Origin of the sequence: Anaerocolumna cellulosilytica (assembly GCF_014218335.1) — a bacterium.
Lineage (GTDB): Bacteria > Bacillota > Clostridia > Lachnospirales > Lachnospiraceae > Anaerocolumna > Anaerocolumna cellulosilytica.
The window spans coordinates 4,773,347-4,794,029 of the sequence record NZ_AP023367.1; the positions used below are offsets into that span (position 1 = coordinate 4,773,347).

Sequence of the window (20,683 nt, forward strand, 5' to 3'; positions counted from 1 at the left end):
TCTTTTATATATAAGCAGGTTAACTGCAAAAACCCCATGGCATTATATGTCATGGGGTTTTTACTATGCTATTTTTATTCATTTTGATTTATGAAGAATCTCTTTCTAATTCTATTATTAGTTATCTTTTTACATTGTAGGTACTTACGATACAGAATGTATAGAATCTTCTCTATGGAAGCAGCTTCACCACGGTACCCTTTACAGGCATATTCTCTCCTTGTATGCCCTCAAAGTACAACGGAAGTCCTTCTGCAAATACCGGGATCAACATTTTCGTAGGATTCTGGCGTTGATGGTGAATATGTAAATGCGGTTCTGATGAAGAACTACTGTTACCTACATACCCAATGGTTTCACCTTTCATCACATAATCTCCGGTTTTAACTGTTATGCTTCCTTTTTTGAATTGATTAAGAAGCAGATAGGTTCCCGTCTCCTTTATTTTTATATATACATGATTACCCTCCACAGATTTAAACGCTTCTGTATTAGGCGATATATCATCTTTCATATCATACACTTTTAATAAAGAAAACCGATACCCAAAGAACTGAAATTAAAATAATAATTAATAGATTTACGAATCCTAATTTTTTTATTATATGTATCATATTAAACTTCAAACTGTGGGCTTTAGCGCACGGATAAATCAAGATGTTAAAAAAGCATTCATTTTTCAGCCTAACACCCGTGCTTTTTTTATTTTTTGATGCCCCATTCCAAAATTAAACAGTTCTAAATAGAGCGGCACTGCTTATGGCCTTTGTACGTTTTTAATATTCCTTACTGCAATATACCTTTTACTTTTTGCCTGAATTCTTTATTGGTTAAAATCTGGTTCAGAAATTCATTCATGTTTTTAGATACTATTTTAAATTCATCTGTCGTAAGTCCATCTGTAAATAACGCTATCTCTACTGCCTGCTCCTCTTTATCCAGGGAATACATGGCCATATTGAGTATATAATTGGTTGAGCCGCCTTTAAAGCCCAGATGCTTAAACAGCTTCTTATTTCCCTCCCTTTCCATGGGTCCTTCCATAATCTCTCTTAAGTAGGAGTCTGCCTCTTTTGACAGATACTCCCCCTGATTTATCATAGCAAGTATTTGACCATATTCTCGTGTTGTTGCAGCAACTAATCTGTCTGAATTCATCTTATCAATTTCCATATCATACCACTGCTTTAATTGTATCGAGCTTTGATAGCTCCCATCCGCATCCTCCTTTAGCCTGTTATGCTCCTGTATAGCACGAAGGTCAAATTCCTCCTTTGGCATAGTCTTTAAAATGGATTTTACCTTTGTAATCTTTTCCTCCTGTGTTAGCTCCTTATATTCTTTCATAAGGCTGCCTGGAATTAAAAGGCTTGCATAAAAGGGATAAATCTCTTCATGCTCTGTTAGCTTTAATTCACTAATATTCTTATTGATTTCATCCAGGCCTAAAATATCAATTAAATATTCCATATTCGCATTACTACTAAAATCAATCATACCTTTTGCTACTTCTTTTAGAGATACTTCACCGGATTCAATTTTATTTTGCTCCTTCACATAGGCTTCCCATTGAGGCTGTGCATTGCCATCAAGCCCCGGAATATAAAACCGGTTTATATCTTTAAGGCTTACCATTTGCTCAGTATCAATTTTCTGTGCTCCTGCCTGCTTGGCATATTCTATAGCTACTATTATTTTAGCAACACTGGCTAAAGGCATACTGCGGTCTGCATAATACGCAACCACAGGCTTGCCATTTTCCTGAATGGTCAAAGATACTTTCTCCGGATTATCTTTTAAGAAGCTTAGAATACGGTCTGCATCCGGTCTTCCTTGATATTCATATATCCCGAAGCAAATCCCTGTTGTAACGATTAGCCCCAATATGGTTATAATAATCTTTTTCAAATGTTTTTTCATATTCCTCCCTTTTCTTCATAAATGCCACCTTATCTCATTCGTATATAGGTGCTCTGAAATGTTTTATTTTTATACCTGTGCCTTTCAATGTTTTAATGGCCTATTCAAAAAATTGAAAGCTCTACATAGAAAGGTTGAAAATCATCATTTTCAACCTACTTTACAATAACTAATCATATACTCTCAGAACCAAAAGAAAGTAAAAACTACGCCAAAAGAATATAAAATTTATATATTTATTGTTGTCAGCCTCTTCATATGATACTATTTATTATAAGATATAAAAGATGTATCTGGCTGTAAAGGAGGACATAACTTGTATAATGATGAAAAAATCCTGCTTGTAGATGACGAAGCCGGACTTCTGCATTTGTTAAAAATAACCTTAGAAAAAGAGCGCTATCATAATATTACCTGTGCTATGACAGGTGCACAAGCATTAGAAATTATAAAACAGAATACCTATGACTTAATTCTACTGGATGTAATGCTGCCGGACTTCTCCGGCTTTGATTTATGCAGTGAAATCCGAAAATATACCTTCGCCCCTATTATTTTCTTGACTGCATGCGGAAGTGATTTTGATAAACTTACAGGGCTTGCACTTGGGGGAGATGACTATATAACCAAACCCTTTAACCCTTTAGAAGTCATGGCAAGAATAAAGGCAATTTTACGCCGTCAGAAGCACTATACCACCACGCAAACTATAGAGTCTAATCAACCTCAGCTTTTTGATTTTGGAATATTTCAGCTAAATCCTGCAACCGCTACGTTGGTTGTGAATAATCAAGAGGTAGAGTGTACTGCAAAGGAGTTCGATTTGCTTTGCTTTTTTTGTAATAATCCCAATCATGTATTTACGACTACCCAAATATATGAAGCAGTTTGGGATACACTGGGACTTGGTGATGATAAAACCGTAACTATGCATATATCAAAACTTCGTAAAAAGCTTGGTGACGACCCTAAAACCCCAAAACTTCTTATAACTTTAAGAGGAATCGGTTATAAATTTAATCCTCCCAAAAAGGAACACCTTATATGAAATTAAAATTACGCTTTCTCTTCTTTTTTACTGGGGGATTATTCCTATTTCTCTTATATATGGGGATTTTAACATCCTTTGTTTTTTCCTATATCCTCCCCGTATTTACGCAGCCAAAAAACAATAATCAGGTTATATTTTTACTGACTTTTACCCAGAACAAAGAATCCTTTTTATATTTATTCACATTTTTATTCTCCTTTGTAAGCGGAGGTTTTTTCCTAAGTCAGTACTTTGTAAAACCACTGCTCTATATTCTGTCACTGGTTGGACAGTTATCCCAGGGAGATTACAATTTAGATACCATACGTAAAGAAGTTTATAAAGGGAACAAACTAAAAAGAAGATATTTTTTATACAAAGAGGTTTTAGCTGACCTTTTTGACCTGTCAGATATTTTAGAAACTGTTAAGAAGGAACGTAATCAACTTGAAATGTCTAAGAAAAATTGGATTAAGGGAATATCTCATGACTTAAAAACTCCCTTATCCTATATAATAGGTTATGCGGCACTGCTAAAGAATGACGACTATACGTGGGAGAAGGAAGAACGTCTTCGATTTCTAAATGAAATCTATGAAAGAGGAACATACATTGAACAATTAGTAGAAGATATGAATCTGGTATACTCAGCCCATTCATATCAGGTTGAATTGCCGATTGATAAGAATTCCTTTGATTTGATAGCCTATCTTAAAAAACTGGTTGCTGATATTTCGAATGCACCCAATGCTGACAAATATAATTTCTCCTTTTTCTCCACGGAAAAGGCATTAATTATACAGGCTGACCCTAAACTTTTGTACCGGGCCTTTCAAAATCTTTTAGTAAATGCCCTTCGACATAACAAAGAGGGAACCTCTATTGCTGTTGCAGTATCGAACGCAAAGCATGGTACAGTTATCATTACCATTACCGATAATGGAAAGGGCTTGGCCCCTGAAGTCAAAGATAGGTTTAATAATAATAGTCTTTTCTCTGCGAATGATATTGACTATAAAAAGGGTGGGCTAGGATTAGCCATCGTTAATAATATAATCATGGCCCATAATGGTTCTGCAACGGTAGAAAGTTCAGCTGAGACCGGTACTGTTTTTACAGTTACTCTCCCTTTTTAGCATTCTAATAGACTGGTGCACCAGATACCATTGAATATATATCACAGACTTACCTTTGTATTGTCTAATAGAAGGTTTAATACTGTGCATTTTAAACTATCCTTTTAAAAATATACCTAATAGAGCCATTACCATAGGTATACTTACAACGGAGACCAAAGTGGTAATTGCAAATATTTCTGAAGCATAAACGGCATCTTTATTGTATCTTAATGCAAACATGGTACCAGTTGCAGCAGTAGGGCATGCCACTCCAAGAAGTGCCGTAGTCAAAACCGTCTCGTTAATAGGCAGTCTGGTGTATAAAAGCAGCAAAAATACTGGAATTAGTAACAGCTTTAACACTACTACCAAATATATTCTTGGCTTTAAAAAGACTTTAAGTATATTAGTCTGAGCAATGGATACACCGGCTATTAGCATTGCTAAGGGTGTATTCATTGATGCTACATACTCAATGGATTCATATATAATATAAGGCATTCGAAGCCTTGCTATAAACGCAAGCATTCCTAGTGCTATTGCTATTATGGTGGGAGATATTAGAGTCTTAATAATCTCTTTTTTTGTTTGCTTTCCCACCATCATAATAACACCGTGCGTCCAAACAAATACATTAAACACAGTTAAATAGGCGGTTATATAAAAAACTCCCTCTTTGCCTACTAATCCATTAATTAAAGGTATTCCAATAAAACCACAGTTGGAATAGATGGCAGAGAATCTGTCTATTACAGCATTAGAATCTTTCCCTCTTACAAATAGCCCGGCTGCTAATATAGATACCAAATGACTAGCTAATGCTAAGCCAAAAGATATTACTAATCCGTAAAGCAAATCGCTGCTAAACTCTCTCTGATAGGAATTAAATATAAGCAATGGACTTACTACCATAAGCAGTATATTCGATAGCCTTTTATTTAATTCCCTATCTATTAGTTTTGCTTTATAGCATATCATACCTATGATGATAATTAGAAACATGATTAATATTTGGTTTAATGCAATACTTGCTAAAGACATATTAACTCCCATCCATGTACATTGGTGCATGCTTAATCTCATATAATAGAATATTAGAAATAGTCCGAAATGTGACTTAGAATATTATGGTATACACGTATAACATCTATCAACTGAATCATAACAAATTCTACACTTTCTGTCAATGAATGTGACGAAAATCTACAAAAACCAATTATTATATTTCCATATTTCTTTCAATGCCTTAGATTTTTTTCTTTTATTTATTTTAAAAATTGAAACGCTCTATGCTTGCATCCATTTCTTCTGCTAGGCTAGATAAGCTTTTGCTAAGTTCAAGAACCTTTTCCATATTATTAGCCTGTTCCTGCATGGATACTGAGACTTCTTCCGTTCCTGACGCATTTTCCTCAGCTACGGCAGATAGATTCTTAATTACTTCAACAATCTCGTCCTTTTTCTTTTCTGTATCTTTTACAGAATAGTTTAATATGGAGATATTTTTTCTGGTTTCTTCAATCGCAGTGGCAATTCCTTCAAAAATATTTCTGGTAGACTCTACACTATCGGATTGCTGTTTTACTATATTTAATACCTCTCCGGCTTTTGATACAGAACCGTCGGCTTTCTTACTCAATTCATTCACTAAAGCAAAGATTTCTTTTGACAGTTTATCTGTATTCTCAGCAAGAACTCTAACTTCTTCTGCAACTACCGTAAAACCTTTCCCTGATTCTCCTGCTCTGGCGGCCTCAATCGATGCATTGAGTGCAAGCATATTGGTCTGCTTGGCAATATTTCCAATTAAATTACTTATTTGTTCAATTTTTGCAGCACTCTCTAATGTATCTTGAATCACAACATAGATTTCTTCTGATATGGAACCGTTTAAACCCGTTTTATACACTAAGTCGGACAGAATAACCTCGCCTTCTCGTTTTAGATGTTCTACCTGGTCTGCGGCAATTAATAGGCCTGACATGTTTTGTTCTTCCTGCTTTAACACATCCTCCATTTCATCCATTTTTCCTACACCATATAAAGTATCTGCTGCCTGCTGATTACTTCCCTCTGCAATCTGTTCTAAGGTATTAGACTCTTCTTTTTGAATAAGTGTTGATTCCTGAATCATATGGTCTAAATTCATTGCAGCAGAAGAAATACTACGGGCAATCTCTGCATTTTCACGCAGCATTCCACTAAATATATCTGCAATTTCCTGAAAAGCAATAGATAATCGCCCCAATTCATCCTTACGTCTGCGGTATTTCTCCTCCAGTTTCTGATTAAAATTACCCTCTGCCATAGTATGACATACCCTTGTGAGATACTCAATAGGACGGTTAATTCTTACAGCCATGCTATATACAATAATTAATCCTATAACTACAAATAAGGCAGTTATAATCATAAACTTAATCTGTAACTCAGAAAGACCAATAAAAGCTTCACTTTTATCGATTTCTAATGCAAACATCCAGCCTCGTTCACCAACAGGTGCATATCCGATAAATTTTTCTACTCCATCAGCTTTATATTCCCCAAAATTAGTATTCCCCTTTAACATATCCGCCTGAATATCATCATACCCCTCATATCCCAGCAGATTCTCACCGCCAGTCTGGGTATTTGCTGATGCAGAAGAAACTGCATCCACTGTTTGTGTTGCAGAAGATATTACATCCTCTTTACTTCCGTCCGTTGAAGTACCTGTTGATATTTTATCTAAAATAACATTTAGATTTTCTTCATCCGTATGGGCAATGGTGTTCCCTTTACTGTTGATTATGTAAGCATCTCCCGATTCTCCATACGTAATCTGGCTTGCCATCTTACCAAGCTCATTGGCATCACGAATTCCCAGTATTACACCTTTTACTGTTCCTCCATCAAAAACAGGAACTGCATAAACCATTATAATCTGCCCTGTTCCGTCTAACATAGGGTCTGTTACAACCGTTTCACCCTTCATGGCTCTCATATAGTAATCCATTGAATTTAAATCAGCATGCGTACTATCTTCATATATTCCTTCACCAGAAGTAGTCACATAGGCCATATGCAAGTACCCGGCACGAGCCGTCTCTTTCTTAAGACTTTCAGATACCTGCAAATAATAGGTATCTGTTGCCTCTCCCTTTATGTATAAATCCATGGCAGCAACCGCCTCCAAAGCTCCAATATACTTATCTATTCCAGCTTCTATCGTGTGTCCCGCTTCCATGGCAAGCTGTGTCATGGCATCTCCTGTGGTACGAATTAATTCCGTTTTAGAAGTTTGAAATGCTGCCAGACCAAATCCTTGGCACATTACTAAGAATAATATACCAAAAACCAAAGTCAGTCTCATCTTAATTGTATTCATAATTCAACCTTACTCCCTTTCTTAAGCTTCCTTATCTTATTGTGATTATAAGTTTTTTGCTCTTAGCTTTTACCCCAATCCTTTCAAATATTTATTCTCTTAGGTATAGTAAATTGTACCTATATTAATAGAACAGATAAAAAAATTTTAGTACTCTGTTTTCGTAAAGTCAATATGCAAATGACGATTTTACTATTAATTAATAATATCTTATCATTTAATAAGGTTCCACCAGTATATTAGTTGATTTGTGCTGTAATTTAAAAGTAAAGATTACGTTTCTTAAGTTAAGAAATTAAAAGATAATAAAAATTACATCCAGAAGTTATAAGATAAAAGAAGACCGCTGCATCTTCTTTAAATCCGCTTGTTAAAACCAGACAGTTGGATTCTCTACAAGCCTATGCAGCAGTCTTAGATTCAGTTTTATAGGCTCCTAGGCCTGCTATTAAAAATATAAATATGGGCATGGTCTGAATCCATAGCAATGTAATATCCGCTGCTCCATGAACCAGTGCCGCTCCGGTAACCGCAAGAATTAAAGAGGTTATCTTACAGTTCTTCTCCTTAAAACAAGTCTTTAAAACTTGAATGTAATATTTTAACATGGGTATAAGTAAGCCTATCGTGCCGACAATCCCAAAGTTTAAGAGAGTTTCTAAGTAAATACTATGGGAATGTACTGTTAGGTTATGTTTACTCAATGTCTTATTGGCATAAGTCATAAGACCATTCCCAAATATGGGAGCCCGTTTTATCTGTTCAAGGGACATATCCCAGATTTTAAATCTCATACTTAAAGTAAGTTCTGCTTCTGATAACCTCGGAATCAGATTTATATTAGCTATTAGTATCATTGCGCCTGCAATTGCCCCAATACTGCCCCATAAGACCAACATACGGGTCTGTTTTGTAATAAAGAGTAAAATTGCAATACCCACAAATACCTCTACCCAAGCAAACATACTCTCGCACAGATATATATTTATTACATTCATCCCTGCTATGATATAGTAAAAACCTTTAAATCCTTGATGGGTCAGTATTTTATAAGCACAAATAATAATTACCGTAGCCGTTATTGTGCCAAAATAATTGGGATGATAGAACATAGCTGAAATTCTATCATAACTATAATACTGGTCAAGCCTTGCTATAATTATTTTTTCACTTAGGGCACAGGTAGTGCTGATAATACTAAGTATACAGATTAATGTTAATACCTTTTCAAAAAGCTCCTTCGTCATAACGCTGTATTGAAAATAACCCAATACAATACCAAGAGCGACAGCCATACCTGCAAATACTCCAAACCAGTTTTCATAGGCGTAGGATACCAGCATATAAAATCCGGAAAAGCCCAAAAAGTATTTGGAAGATTTATGTACAAGTACTAACTTCCTTGTCTGTTTGTTCATTAATAAGTAAATTGCCAGGGTTATAAGAAAGCTGCCTGCAATAACATAGGGTAAAAAAATACTGATTACTGACATCATGACCAAATTTGTATATGTGATATTGGTATATGTTAAGGTTGTGTCCAAAGGACGCATTAATGCTCTATTTTCTATAATATTCAATATTCTGCCTCTTTTCAATCCGAGTGTTTTTACTATTACACAAACCTTTTTCTCGTATCTCATTTGACTGAATTTCAATTCAATTCATAAGTAGCTAGGTTGTAGCTATGAAATGTTTACGAAAATGCATTTTAGCACATATCCAATTATTAATCAATCTCATATATTCTTAAGGTTTTTTACGATTTTATTAATTTTTACATAAATTTAAAGTAATTTTTACATATACTTTTCCTTATTCTCCCTTTTTTGCCTTGCTTTTACGTATTTAAATTTTGAAAGTGTTGTTGCTTTATTACATTTTATTATCATCAAGCATATATAGCAAAGCATTGCAAATACAAGCAGCAACATTGCTTCCGCCTTTTCTTCCTTTTGCCACTATATAGGGTATATTTGTCTTGATGATTAATTCCTTCGACTCTACAACATTTACAAATCCTACCGGTACACCGATAATTAACTCAGGACTTAATACTCCCTCTTCTATAAGCTCATAAAGCCGAATAAGTGCAGTTGGAGCATTGCCAATTGCAAAAATAAGCTTCTTATTTAATTTTGCAGCCTTTTCCATACTTACTAAAGCTCTGGTTACACCTCTTAACTTGGCTTCTTTTGCTACATCCTCATCCGCCATATAACAATGTACCTCACAACCCAAGCGGTTTAGTGCAGCTTTATTGATTCCTGATTTAGCCATATTGGTATCAGTAACAATGACAGCACCCCCTTTTAACGCTGCAAAGGCTCTTTCAAGTGCAGTAGGAGATATAGACAAATTGTCAACGTACTCGAAATCTGCTGAGGTGTGAATAACCCTCTTAAGAATTGGATTATATGGTGATTGAGGATCATATACGCCTCTTTCCCTTAACTCTTTCTCAATAATTTCAAAACTTCTTTTTTCAATCTCTTCTGGTAATAAATTCTCAATCATTGTTTTCATAGCAAATCCTTGCATAGCACGTCGGTACATAGACGTGCTACCCCATACGTAAATATGAAACATTTACTGTATGATATTCCTTTCTATATTAATTTTTCAACCTAATGCTAATATTCAATTCCTTTTCTAGCATGGATATTTTTATCAAACGGGTGCTTTACTTTTTGAATTTCAGAAATATAGTCTGCCTGTTCTACAAATAAGCTGTCTGGATTTCTTCCAGTCAGTACTAATTCAAGTCCCTGTCTTTTATGAAGTATCAGTTCCTTTATTGCTTCTGTATCAAGCAGAGGGTATCTGTAAGCGGCACAAACCTCATCCAGTACCAGCAAATCAACTTCCCCCTGCTCTACTAACGCTCTGGCTTTATATAAGTTTTCATTATGAAGTTTGGTGATATCTTTTTTATCCTGTTCTGACATAGTATTATAAAAGCCGTAATCTTTGTTATTTCGAATAACCGTAATACCAGGGATCAATTTCAAACTGTTTAATTCACTGACAGGTCTCCCTTTTAAAAACTGTAAAAAAACTACCCTCATCCCAGATCCTGCTGCTCTTATGGCAAGACCCATCGCAGCGGTTGTTTTACCTTTTCCATCACCGCAATATAAATGAATTAAACCCTTGCTACCATTTGTTTCACTCATACACCTGCCTCCAATATTTTATAGATAAATTCTATATCCAGATTTTGTCTAATGGTATCTGCCAGTCTATCATATTGTTCTTCCTTATGAGCTTTTACATCCACGGTTTTGACCTGTTCATAATTTAGGCCTTTACTTTTTAGCAGTGTTTTTACCATTCCTTCTAGGAATTCTTCGCTATCAAAAATACCATGCACGTAGGTTCCTAAAATATTATCCATTATATAACCATCCTGCTTAACCTCTCTCTTACCGGCAAGACCATATTCTAACCGGGAAAAGGAAGAAATCCCTCCACTTTTACTGCTAGAAGTACCCATATGTATTTCATACCCTTCTATAGCCGCTCCTTCTAACAGTTTAAAATGACCTACAGGGCTGGTAACCTGTCCCGTTACCTGTGTTCTTACCTTTTCCTTTTCAAATACTGTGTCCATTGGCAGAAGTCCCATGCCTGCCAGGCTGCCGGAAGCTTCTACGCCATAAGGGTCTGTTAGAGTATCCCCTAACATCTGATATCCACCACAGATACCCATAACTATCTTCCCCTTGTCTGCAAGCTTCTTAATTGCTGCTTCCAACCCATTCTGACGCATCCACAATAAATCTGACATGGTACTCTTAGTTCCTGGTATTATGACCATATCCGCCTCCTGTAACTGGGCAGGTGAAGTAACATAGCTTAAGTTTACTTCCTCAATACTCTCCAGTGCATTAAAATCTGTAAAATTAGATATCCGAGGGAGTCTGATTACTGCAATCTGAACCAATCCTCCCTCTTTTCTTCTTACAAATCGTTCCGATAAGCTGTCTTCATCATCAATATCCAGATACACATAAGGAATGACCCCAGCTACCGGTTTACTGCATATATCTTCAAGCATTGTAAGACCCGGTTTTAATATTTCTTTGTCACCCCGGAACTTATTAATAACGGTTGCCTTTACTATAGCCTTCTCTTCCTCCGTTAAGAGCATCAAGGTACCGGCTAACTGTGCAAACACACCTCCCCTGTCAATATCACCGACTAACAGCACCGGAGATTTGGTCATACGGGCTAGTCCCATATTTACAATATCCTCCTGCTTTAAATTAATCTCTGCTGGGCTGCCGGCTCCTTCAAGAACTACAATATCATATTCATCTGTCAACTTTTCATAGGCCTTCATTATATCTGGTATCAAGGTCTTTTTATAACGAAAATATTCAACTGCTTTCATGTTCCCAATTACTTCACCATTTACAATTACTTGGGAGCCCACATCCGTTGTGGGCTTTAATAAAATGGGATTCATATACACAGACGGCTTAATACCACAGGCCTCTGCCTGCATTACCTGCGCCCTTCCCATCTCAAGCCCCTCCTCAGTAATATAGGAATTAAGTGCCATATTCTGAGACTTAAAGGGCGCTACCTTGTATCCATCTTGTTTAAACACACGGCAAAGCCCTGCTGTAAGCAAGCTTTTACCTACATTGGACATAGTTCCCTGAATCATAATTGACTTATGCATACGCTCTCCACTCCTTTATAGCTTTTAACAGCTGCTCATTCTCTTTTCTGGTTTTTACTGCAATTCTGTAATATTCTCCCGAAAGCCCACGGTAGTTGGCACATTGCCGCAGAAGGATTCCCTTTTCTAACATGTCTTCATAAAGATTTTCTGCCCCTTTAAAAAATATATAATTAGCTTCAGGCTTATATACTTTAAATTCTAAACGCAGCAATCCCTCGTAGAGATAGTCTCTTTCATTTAAAAGCCATTCATAGGTTGCCTTATCATAAGCATCTTCCTTAAGAGCTGCAATGCCGGCTATTTGAGCTGGAATTGATACATTCCAGGATGGACCGGCATACTCCATTGCCTTTATTAGTTCTCTATTGCTACAAATTCCATAGCCAAGCCTAAGACCTGCCATTGCATAGAATTTAGTAAATGCCTTTAATATAAGAAGATTTTCATTCCCTTTAATATAAGACAGAAGAGAAGCCTCTATACATTGGTTCGTAAAATCCAGAAAACATTCATCCATTACCAGAAAAATCTTTTTCTCTTTGCACACTTTTTGTATCTTTTTAACCAATCTCTTTTCCAATATATTTCCAACCGGATTATTGGGATTACATAAGAATACTATATCAAAATCAGCTGTTAAAGCATTGATAAATTGTTCTGTTAAACAATAATTATCTTCCGCTTTTAAAGCGTAGTAGTCAATATCGCACCCTGCTGCTTTAAGAGCCTTTTCATATTCAGAAAAGGTTGGTGCAAGTAGTAATGCCTTTTTGGGCTTTACTGCAAAGCATATCCGAAAGATAATATCCGAAGCTCCATTCCCTATAATAAGGCTTTTATCTTCTATTCCAATCTTTTTTGCCAAATCTGTCCTTAATTTCCTACAATGCTGGTCAGGATATACATTAAAGCTATCTATACCCTTTAATAGTGCATCTTTTACCCCCTCCGGCAGACCAAAAGGGTTTATATTCGCTGAAAAATCCAAGGTTATCTCTTTATCGTAGGTTTCTCCTCCATGTTCATATGAATGCATGTTTACCCTCCCTTAGTGAATTGCCATACGCAGTAAGAAACCAGTAATTGATACCAATAAAAGGCACAAAAATGAGGTTATGTACAACAACTGATTGGCTCTTTTAATATCTTCCGTTTCCACTGGATGCAGTGCATCACCGATTGTTGGTTTTTTGTGTAGTTTCCCAAAATACCAGGCATCTCCGGCTAGCTGTACTCCTAGGGCACCAGCACAGGCTGCTTCTGTCTGCGCAGAATTGGGACTGGAATGGTTTCTATTATCTCTGCGGTATATTTTGAATGCATTTTCCATGGAAAGCCCTGCAAAGGGGCAGGCCAAAATCATAAGAAATGCTGCTATCCTAGAGGGTATATAATTCAAGACATCATCAAGCTTTGCACTGGTACGTCCAAAATACAGGTATTTTTCGTTTTTATAACCTACCATAGAGTCAAGCGTATTAACAGCCTTATATAAAAAGCCTAAAAATGGTCCTCCAATTGCCAAAAAAATCATAGGTGCAATTACCCCATCAGAAGTATTTTCAGCAACAGTTTCTACGGCTGCTTTCGTTATCCCCTCTTTATCAAGAACCTTGGTATCACGGCCTACAATCATAGATACATGATATCTGGCTTCTTCCATATTATCTTGCTTCAGAGAATGATAAACTTTCATACTTTCATCCTTAAGACATTTTGTAGCCAAAAGCTGATAACACATAATACTCTCAACAATTAAACCTGCATATGGAAGATATTTATACAAAAATGATAAGAGCAGAAATGGTACTACCATGGATACAGTAGCCACAAAAGCCAGTAATAGAAATCCTCCCATAAGTAAAGCTTTCGGATTCTTTGACGTAAAACTTCTAATTGCCTTTTCCATCCGGTTTATCAGACTGCCAATTAAGCGGATGGGATGTGGCAGCCAATAAGGGTCTCCGAAGAGTAAATCTAAAATATATCCAAGGATAAGAGCAATTACTGTATGATATTTTAATAATTCCATAATTTATACCTATTGCATATCCCAGGCTTGCCTGTGATACTGCCACTCATAAAAATACATAAAATCAAATTGTGGCAACCTTTCTTTCATTAAATTTCTTTTTCCCGTACACACCTATTCATTGCCTGCTTAAAATCCAGTATTGATATCTTAGCTTCAAGAAGCAGTACCTTTTTTGCAAAATCCCACCGACATACGTATCCCTCACCATTTTTACACTGCCAATGATAAAAGCTCTCAGGCGGGCTGGCATACTCTTCCATAATTGCCATAATAGTACCGCCATGCAGAATAAACCCTATGGTATCCTTTTCATCAACCGACACTGTCAAATTCTCCATTATATTATAAAATCCTTTATGGCAGCGCAGCTTAAAGGCTTCCTGCCCTTCTCCTTGTGGAATCGTTCCCTTTCCTTCACTGTCAAGCCACTGGATATATTCTATATTCTCTTTTAACTGCTCATAAGTCTTATATTCAAATAAACCAAAATCACATTCCCTAAAATCTTCTTCTATTATAGGATGCTGATTGGGGTATATGATTCCTGCCGTTTCTATACACCGCTTCATAGGGCTGATAAAAACTTGTTTTACCTCCGGATAGATGTGTTGAGCCACCAGGCTCTGCAAGCTGTTAACCCCTTCTTCACATAGACTTTCATCTGTACTGCCTATATATCTTCTCTCTAAATTTCCTTTTGTTAGACCGTGACGAATCAATACTACTTTCATACTAGCTCCTATTATATATCCTGCGTCTGCTTGCAATACTGCCCAAATAGGGTACCGAAAAATGTAACTTAAGTTTCAATCTAATCCCCTTTAATAACAGTACCCAGACCACAAATAATCCTCTCAACTCTTTTAGACCTCTCTGCAATTTTACATAGGCTTCTTCCAACGGTTTCCCTGTAGATTCGGTCTTTACAATCCATTGGTACAATTCCGTAACCTACTTCATTGCTTATTACTACTGCTTTGGGATTTTTCTCAAAGAATTCAAATAGAAACTCCTCAATATAGCTAGTTGCAACTACATCTTTTGCCTCCTGCTGCTCTTTTAACAGGCGTCTAATAAACTCATGAAACTGATTTATGAATGGTTTTGCTAATATATCTTCCTGTGAACAGATAGCCCCATCACATAGAAGAGGACTATCCTTACTTATCTCGTACTTTTGCAGTACGTAGGCTAATTTCCCCTGACTAATTCCACCTATATATAGCTCCATTTCCTCTCCCTCCTTCCAAAATCCGTCGCTTTTTTAAATACTTAGTTGCGTTTAGATTCCCCTAACATTTTACAGTTTATCTGTAAAAGCAAGAGAAATTACAATAAAAAGTTCACAAATCTGTAAAAAAAATCCTGCCAAATCTCCTGTTATTCCACCAAACTCTTTAAAGGACAGCCTTTTATAATAGAAAAAAACACTGCCAGCTGTAAGTCCTGCCACAATTCCCTGTACCGGGTTACAAAAAATCATTCCTGTGAGAGTCAAAATAAGTACAAGGAGTAGGACAATTCTTGTCAGACGGCGGTGAGCTGCCTCTGAAAATGTATGCAAAAGTCCCTCCTTCTTGGCAGAGGGAAACCATACCAGTGAAAGGCCGCTTAAACTGCGGGATACTATAAAGCCCAGACACATAATTAACCAACCGGATTGTGTGTTTATTTCACTAACTGCTCCTATATACAATATAACATACACCAAACCGCTAATGATAGCAAAGGCCCCCGTATGAGGATCTTTTAATATCTCAAGCTTTTTTTCCCTTGGCTGGTAAGAGCTAATCGCATCCATCGTATCTAAAAAACCATCCAGATGTATTCCACCGGTTATTATAATAGGAAGAGATACCGCCAGCGCACTCTTAAAGAATATCTCAATACCCAGCCTTTCACTCAAAATCCACCAAACAAATAATGTTCCTCCAACAACTGCTCCTACAAATGGAAAGAAAATCATTGCATATTTCATATCTTTTTCTTTCCATTCCATTCTGGGCATTGGTATCTTAGAATACATGGAAAAAGTAATTATCATTGCGTTTATCCAATTCATATTTAATTCCCATCCGCGGCCTTTGGTCGCTTACAAATCAAGGCGTTGCCTATTTTTATTCAACCTTACCATCTTTATCTCCAATCGTCTATTATCCCTTTAACAATACCGGAATACCGCAGACTACTTCGTAAACCCGGTCTGCCTTTAGCGCAAGTCTTTGATTAATTTCCCCTAAAGCCTGAATATATTCCATCGTTTCTTTATACTCTGAGCCATTATCTGAAAACACCTCATTGGTTACAACTATAAGGTTCTCCACATGAACGATTAAGTGATTTATTCCATTCAATATATAATCACAGATACAATCTTTTACATTCTTGTTAGAATTCTCAGCTTCATTAGCAATTATTTTATCCTCACTAAACATGACATTTGCAAGCAGGTTGGACATGCATTCTAGTAGAACAGTAGAATTAGGCTCAAGGTTAACAGTCTCTAAATCCTTATAGCACTCAAGGGTTGTAAAACCTTTTTCCTTTCTCTGAAACTGATGCCTTTTTATACGCTCCAGGCACTCGGTGTCATAAGGCATCATTGTGGCAATATAATAAAGCATTTTTGTACTAAAATTTTCTGAGTAATTTTCAGCATATACGGACTTGCCGCTTCCGCTTCCTCCTGTAACAACAATTAGCATAACAACTTAACTCCTATCTGTGCGCCTATCAGCTTAATTCGAATCTTTCATAGGCTTTTATTTGTATAGCATCAAAAGTGGTGCTGCTGCGGTATACACTAAGAGCCATATCCAGTAGAGGGAAAAGCATCACAGCTCCTGTTCCTTCTCCTAAAGCGAGATTACCGGCTATTACTGGTGTCAATCCCAATTCCTTTAGTATTAGATTCGCAGCTGGTTCTTTGCTTTTATGAGAAGGCAGCATAAAATCTACTACTTCCGGACAGATTCTTTTTGCCACCAAAGCTGCTACAGAAGATATAAAACCGTCAATAATTACCGGTACTCCATACTTCATACCACCAAGGTACAGTCCTGCCATTCCGGCAATATCATAACCACCTAGTTTCATAAGTATATCAAACGGGTCTTCTCTGTCAGGACGGTTAATCTCAAGTGCCTTATATATCACCTGTATCTTTCTTTTCAGACCATCATCGCTTAATCCGGCGCCCCTTCCTGTGACTTCTTCCGGCAAGAGATGTAACAAAGCACTGGCTACTGCACTGCTGGTAGTGGTATTACCTATCCCCATTTCTCCGGTTCCAAGTATATGAAACCCCTTTGCCTTTAATTCACCTGCCAACTCTATCCCTGTCTGTAATGCTTTTAACATGTTATCGCTGGTCATGGCCGGCTCTTTTGCAATATTCCCGGTTCCATATGACACCTTTCGCTGCCATACTTCCGACTCGACTATATCTGAATTAATACCCATATCCACCGGTATTACCTGGGCATTTACTGTCCTTGCCATATGATTAATATTGGCACATCCCTTTGCTATATTTCGGGTTACAATCGCTGTGACACTGCTATCCGTCTGTGTAACCCCTTCCTCTACAACACCGTTATCACTGCAAAATACCACCATGGCTTTCTGGTGTAAGAGAATATCCGGTGTTTTCTGAATTCCGGCCAACCTGCCTATCATATCCTCGAATATTCCCAAACTCCCTATAGGCTTTGCTATGCTGTCCCAACGTTTTTTTGCTTCTGTTATTGCTGCCCCGTCTAAAGCATAGGTATTTTGTATTAGTTCTTGTAATTCTGTATACTTCCGGAAGGCCTCTTTGCAAAATTTCTCTGGCATTTGCCTTCCTGTAGTTGTCTCCTGTAGTTTCTGCTCCATGTATCCCTCCTTAATCCCCTTATTAGCAACCTCTTTACTTTTACTTATTATCTGACTTCAAATAACCATAGCATTTTTCAACAAATCGCTTTGCCATGTTTTTATGGGCATAAAAATAAATATGGGGAAAACCGGTATATAAACTGTCTGTTGCATGTACACAATCCCATTCTGCGGATTTATTTGCTTTTAAGGCATGAAAATCCGTCCCGCAATTATCACTATCCCCATAGTGAAATTCATGTGCTTTTATACTTTCTCCCGAAGCAGTTAGCAGATTATCCTTTTTTGCTTTCATTTCAATATACCCAAACCTTTGCAAACGTCCTGTCATAAAAGAAGTTCCGGACAAAAAACCAACCATGGGATACTCCTTTTCTTCAATATCCTTAAGGCTCTCATGCAAATACATAAAGCCACCGCATTCTGCAATGGCAGGAAGCCCAGCAGACAGCTTTTCCTTTATCTCCTTAAGCATGGATGTATTTTCTGACAATGCTTTAGCGTAAATCTCTGGGTACCCCCCTCCTAATAAAAGACCACTCACATGCTCTGGCAGTTTTTTATCGTTAATAGGACTAAAATATATCAATTCGCAACCAAGTTCCTCTAGCAACTGGAAATTCTCCTTATAATAAAAGCAGAAAGCTTTATCCATCGCCACTGCTATTTTAATCTTAGGAATTCTACTTACGACCGAACCATCTTCTTCTAAATCTATACTCTCAATGGATTCAGCTTGTCCTGCCAGCGTTATAATCCCGTCTATATCCAAGGTTTTTTTTAGCTCTTCTGCCAGTCCTTTTATAAAATCTTGTAAGTCTTTAATTTCCTGAGCAGTTACCAGCCCTAAATGTCTGCTTTTTAACTCCATATTCTTTAAGGAAGGTACATATCCAAAACATTTAATCCCCTCAGCCTCTGCCATTTGCTTCGCCTGTAAATAAAGACTGGCAGGCAGGCGGTTAAAAATAACGCCTTTTATAAAGCTATCTTTTCTAAACTCTAAGAACCCCTTTAATACAGCGCCTATGGAGCAGCCCATACCCTTAGCATCCACAATTAATATAACCGGGGTGTTCGTTTGCGCTGCCAGTGCATAACTGCTTGCCATATCTGTAAAACCAATACCGTCATAATAACCCATAACACCTTCTAATACACTGATATCCGTATCAACAGAATTTCTATATAAAATTTCTTTCAGAACTTCACTCTCTGTGAAATACCCATCCAGGTTGCCGGATTTTGTACCAAGTACTTTGCTATGAAACATTGGGTCAATATAATCGGGTCCAGATTTAAAGGAACTTACGCTTAAGCCATTGTCTATGAGACACTGCAGTATACCGCAGGTTATGGTAGTTTTTCCGCTGCCGCTTTTGGTTCCGGCAAACATAATGCGGTTTATTTTTCTTTGCTGCACGGTCCAGCTCCCCTTCCACTTATGATAAATACTGGATTTTGCCCCATTAATAAATGATAGCTGCCCAGTTCTCTGGCTTTTGCTATGGATGCCTGTACAATTTCTACCTGGTCTAATTTAAACGCAGTGCAAACTTGTACAGCTTCTGTTAGTGTTTCTAATGCAATGGCATTTATTACAAGACGTATGCTGCTGTTTTTTTCTATAAGGCACTTGACTATCTCCCTTAAATTGCCGCTACTGCCGCCAATAAAAGCCATATCCGGTACTTCTAGTTCCTCCATTACTTCCGGTGCAAGACCGTGAATGACAGTAAGATTTGTTAAACCGAACTTCTCTTTATTCTGATGAATTAAATCCACTGCTTCTTCTTTCTGCTCAACAGCATAGACTTTTCCTTTTGTTGCCAGTAAAGCCATTTCCACCGAAACCGAGCCGGTACCTGCTCCTATATCATAAACCACAGAATCTTTAGCGATTTGCAGCTTACTAATTGAGATGGCACGTATCTCACTTTTGGTCATAGGTACTTGACCTCTTATAAATTCCTCTTCCGGGATTCCAATCCTGACTTCTTTTTGATAAGAAAAATTTATAATAAAAGCCACACTTATAGACGCAAATGATTGGTGCGTCAAGTCTTTCACCTGTGCTTTTGTTAATTTTTCCTCCGGATAGGAAAGACACTCCCCTATATAAATCGTTGCTTCACCCAGCCCTGCCTGTGTAAGTTCCAAGCATATCTTATCTAGGTTTCCATCGGTAAGAAGAAAGGTCTTCTCATGCTCTCTTACGGCTGCTGTCACATTTCCTTTCCTTCCGTGAAGGCTTAAAATATAAGCGTTCTCCCAGGACATCCCAAGCTTTGCAGCAAAATAAGAAACAGAAGAAATACCCGGTAATACCTTGACTTCATACTCTAAAAGCAAAGGTAACAGCCGGTTTGTTCCGCTGTAAAAACCAGTATCTCCTGAAAGCAATATGGCATATTTATGATAGCTAGTTTCTTTAATATATTGCAGTGTCTGCTCATTGTTTTTTGTTATGAAGCAGGCTTTGCCACTGCTATAGGCGGATTCCACCATCCTTTTAGCACCAATCAATACCTCAGCTTCTTCGATAGAACGCTTCCCCTCCAAGGTTAGAGTGTCTGTATTTCCCATGCCGATTCCAATTAATGTAACCTGTTTCATTAAACTCCTCCTTCTATGTTTACGG

19 protein-coding genes are annotated in these 20,683 nt (G+C 37.2%); 2 read left to right on the forward strand and 17 right to left on the reverse strand.

Annotated elements, in window-relative coordinates; translation table 11 throughout:
• Positions 1–172 precede the first annotated feature (172 nt).
• On the reverse strand, positions 173–514 hold the full coding sequence (locus tag acsn021_RS19680; RefSeq protein ID WP_184093232.1) for a M23 family metallopeptidase: 342 nt from the start codon (positions 512–514) through the stop codon (positions 173–175).
• Between the two features lie 272 nt (positions 515–786).
• Complete coding sequence (locus acsn021_RS19685) at positions 787–1,920, reverse strand: serine hydrolase (protein WP_184093233.1); 1,134 nt, start codon at positions 1,918–1,920, stop codon at positions 787–789.
• A gap of 316 nt (positions 1,921–2,236) precedes the next feature.
• Between acsn021_RS19685 and acsn021_RS19690 the strand changes: the two genes are divergently transcribed.
• Positions 2,237–2,968 carry a response regulator transcription factor gene (locus acsn021_RS19690; RefSeq protein ID WP_184093234.1) on the forward strand — a complete coding sequence of 244 codons (732 nt, stop codon included), beginning with the start codon at positions 2,237–2,239 and terminating at the stop codon, positions 2,966–2,968.
• Complete coding sequence (locus acsn021_RS19695) at positions 2,965–4,086, forward strand: sensor histidine kinase (RefSeq protein ID WP_184093235.1); 1,122 nt, start codon at positions 2,965–2,967, stop codon at positions 4,084–4,086. The genes acsn021_RS19690 and acsn021_RS19695 overlap by 4 nt, the downstream gene beginning before the upstream one ends.
• 96 nt (positions 4,087–4,182) lie before the next feature.
• Here acsn021_RS19695 and acsn021_RS19700 read toward each other — a convergent pair whose 3' ends face one another.
• The 15 genes from acsn021_RS19700 to cbiE all read right to left on the reverse strand — a co-directional run bounded on the left by acsn021_RS19700 (position 4,183) and on the right by cbiE (position 20,658).
• Positions 4,183–5,109, reverse strand: coding sequence for an AEC family transporter (locus acsn021_RS19700; protein WP_184093236.1), 927 nt, complete (start codon positions 5,107–5,109; stop codon positions 4,183–4,185).
• Between the two features lie 229 nt (positions 5,110–5,338).
• Complete coding sequence (locus acsn021_RS19705; RefSeq protein WP_184093237.1) at positions 5,339–7,435, reverse strand: methyl-accepting chemotaxis protein; 2,097 nt, start codon at positions 7,433–7,435, stop codon at positions 5,339–5,341.
• 401 nt (positions 7,436–7,836) lie between these two features.
• Positions 7,837–9,015, reverse strand: a complete 1,179-nt coding sequence (locus acsn021_RS19710; RefSeq protein ID WP_184093238.1) for an O-antigen ligase family protein — start codon at positions 9,013–9,015, stop codon at positions 7,837–7,839.
• A gap of 295 nt (positions 9,016–9,310) precedes the next feature.
• Positions 9,311–9,961: a precorrin-8X methylmutase gene (locus acsn021_RS19715; protein ID WP_184093239.1), complete on the reverse strand. Its 651-nt coding sequence runs from the start codon at positions 9,959–9,961 to the stop codon at positions 9,311–9,313.
• A 107-nt stretch (positions 9,962–10,068) separates the two neighbouring features.
• On the reverse strand, positions 10,069–10,611 hold the full coding sequence (locus acsn021_RS19720; protein ID WP_184093240.1) for a cob(I)yrinic acid a,c-diamide adenosyltransferase: 543 nt from the start codon (positions 10,609–10,611) through the stop codon (positions 10,069–10,071).
• Positions 10,608–12,125: a cobyric acid synthase gene (locus tag acsn021_RS19725; protein WP_184093241.1), complete on the reverse strand. Its 1,518-nt coding sequence runs from the start codon at positions 12,123–12,125 to the stop codon at positions 10,608–10,610. Before acsn021_RS19725 ends, acsn021_RS19720 begins: the two co-directional genes overlap by 4 nt.
• The gene (locus acsn021_RS19730; protein ID WP_184093242.1) at positions 12,118–13,164 is read right to left on the reverse strand and encodes a pyridoxal phosphate-dependent aminotransferase; all 1,047 of its coding nucleotides are present in this window, start codon (positions 13,162–13,164) and stop codon (positions 12,118–12,120) included. The genes acsn021_RS19725 and acsn021_RS19730 overlap by 8 nt, the downstream gene beginning before the upstream one ends.
• Positions 13,165–13,176: 12 nt before the next feature.
• A complete protein-coding gene (cbiB, locus tag acsn021_RS19735; protein WP_184093243.1) occupies positions 13,177–14,160 on the reverse strand; it encodes an adenosylcobinamide-phosphate synthase CbiB in 984 nt (327 codons plus the stop codon).
• An 89-nt stretch (positions 14,161–14,249) separates the two neighbouring features.
• A complete protein-coding gene (locus acsn021_RS19740) occupies positions 14,250–14,894 on the reverse strand; it encodes a histidine phosphatase family protein (protein WP_184093244.1) in 645 nt (214 codons plus the stop codon).
• A gap of 80 nt (positions 14,895–14,974) precedes the next feature.
• A complete protein-coding gene (locus acsn021_RS19745; RefSeq protein ID WP_184093245.1) occupies positions 14,975–15,394 on the reverse strand; it encodes a bifunctional adenosylcobinamide kinase/adenosylcobinamide-phosphate guanylyltransferase in 420 nt (139 codons plus the stop codon).
• A gap of 69 nt (positions 15,395–15,463) precedes the next feature.
• Positions 15,464–16,225: an adenosylcobinamide-GDP ribazoletransferase gene (locus tag acsn021_RS19750; protein ID WP_184093246.1), complete on the reverse strand. Its 762-nt coding sequence runs from the start codon at positions 16,223–16,225 to the stop codon at positions 15,464–15,466.
• 91 nt (positions 16,226–16,316) lie between these two features.
• Complete coding sequence (locus acsn021_RS19755) at positions 16,317–16,868, reverse strand: bifunctional adenosylcobinamide kinase/adenosylcobinamide-phosphate guanylyltransferase (protein ID WP_184093247.1); 552 nt, start codon at positions 16,866–16,868, stop codon at positions 16,317–16,319.
• Between the two features lie 28 nt (positions 16,869–16,896).
• Positions 16,897–18,039 carry a nicotinate-nucleotide--dimethylbenzimidazole phosphoribosyltransferase gene (gene cobT / locus acsn021_RS19760; protein WP_243167892.1) on the reverse strand — a complete coding sequence of 381 codons (1,143 nt, stop codon included), beginning with the start codon at positions 18,037–18,039 and terminating at the stop codon, positions 16,897–16,899.
• A gap of 40 nt (positions 18,040–18,079) precedes the next feature.
• Positions 18,080–19,465 (reverse strand): cobyrinate a,c-diamide synthase, encoded by a 1,386-nt coding sequence (locus acsn021_RS19765; protein ID WP_243182306.1) that lies wholly within the window; start codon positions 19,463–19,465, stop codon positions 18,080–18,082.
• On the reverse strand, positions 19,447–20,658 hold the full coding sequence (gene cbiE, locus acsn021_RS19770; protein WP_184093248.1) for a precorrin-6y C5,15-methyltransferase (decarboxylating) subunit CbiE: 1,212 nt from the start codon (positions 20,656–20,658) through the stop codon (positions 19,447–19,449). Before cbiE ends, acsn021_RS19765 begins: the two co-directional genes overlap by 19 nt.
• Positions 20,659–20,683: the final 25 nt, after the last annotated feature.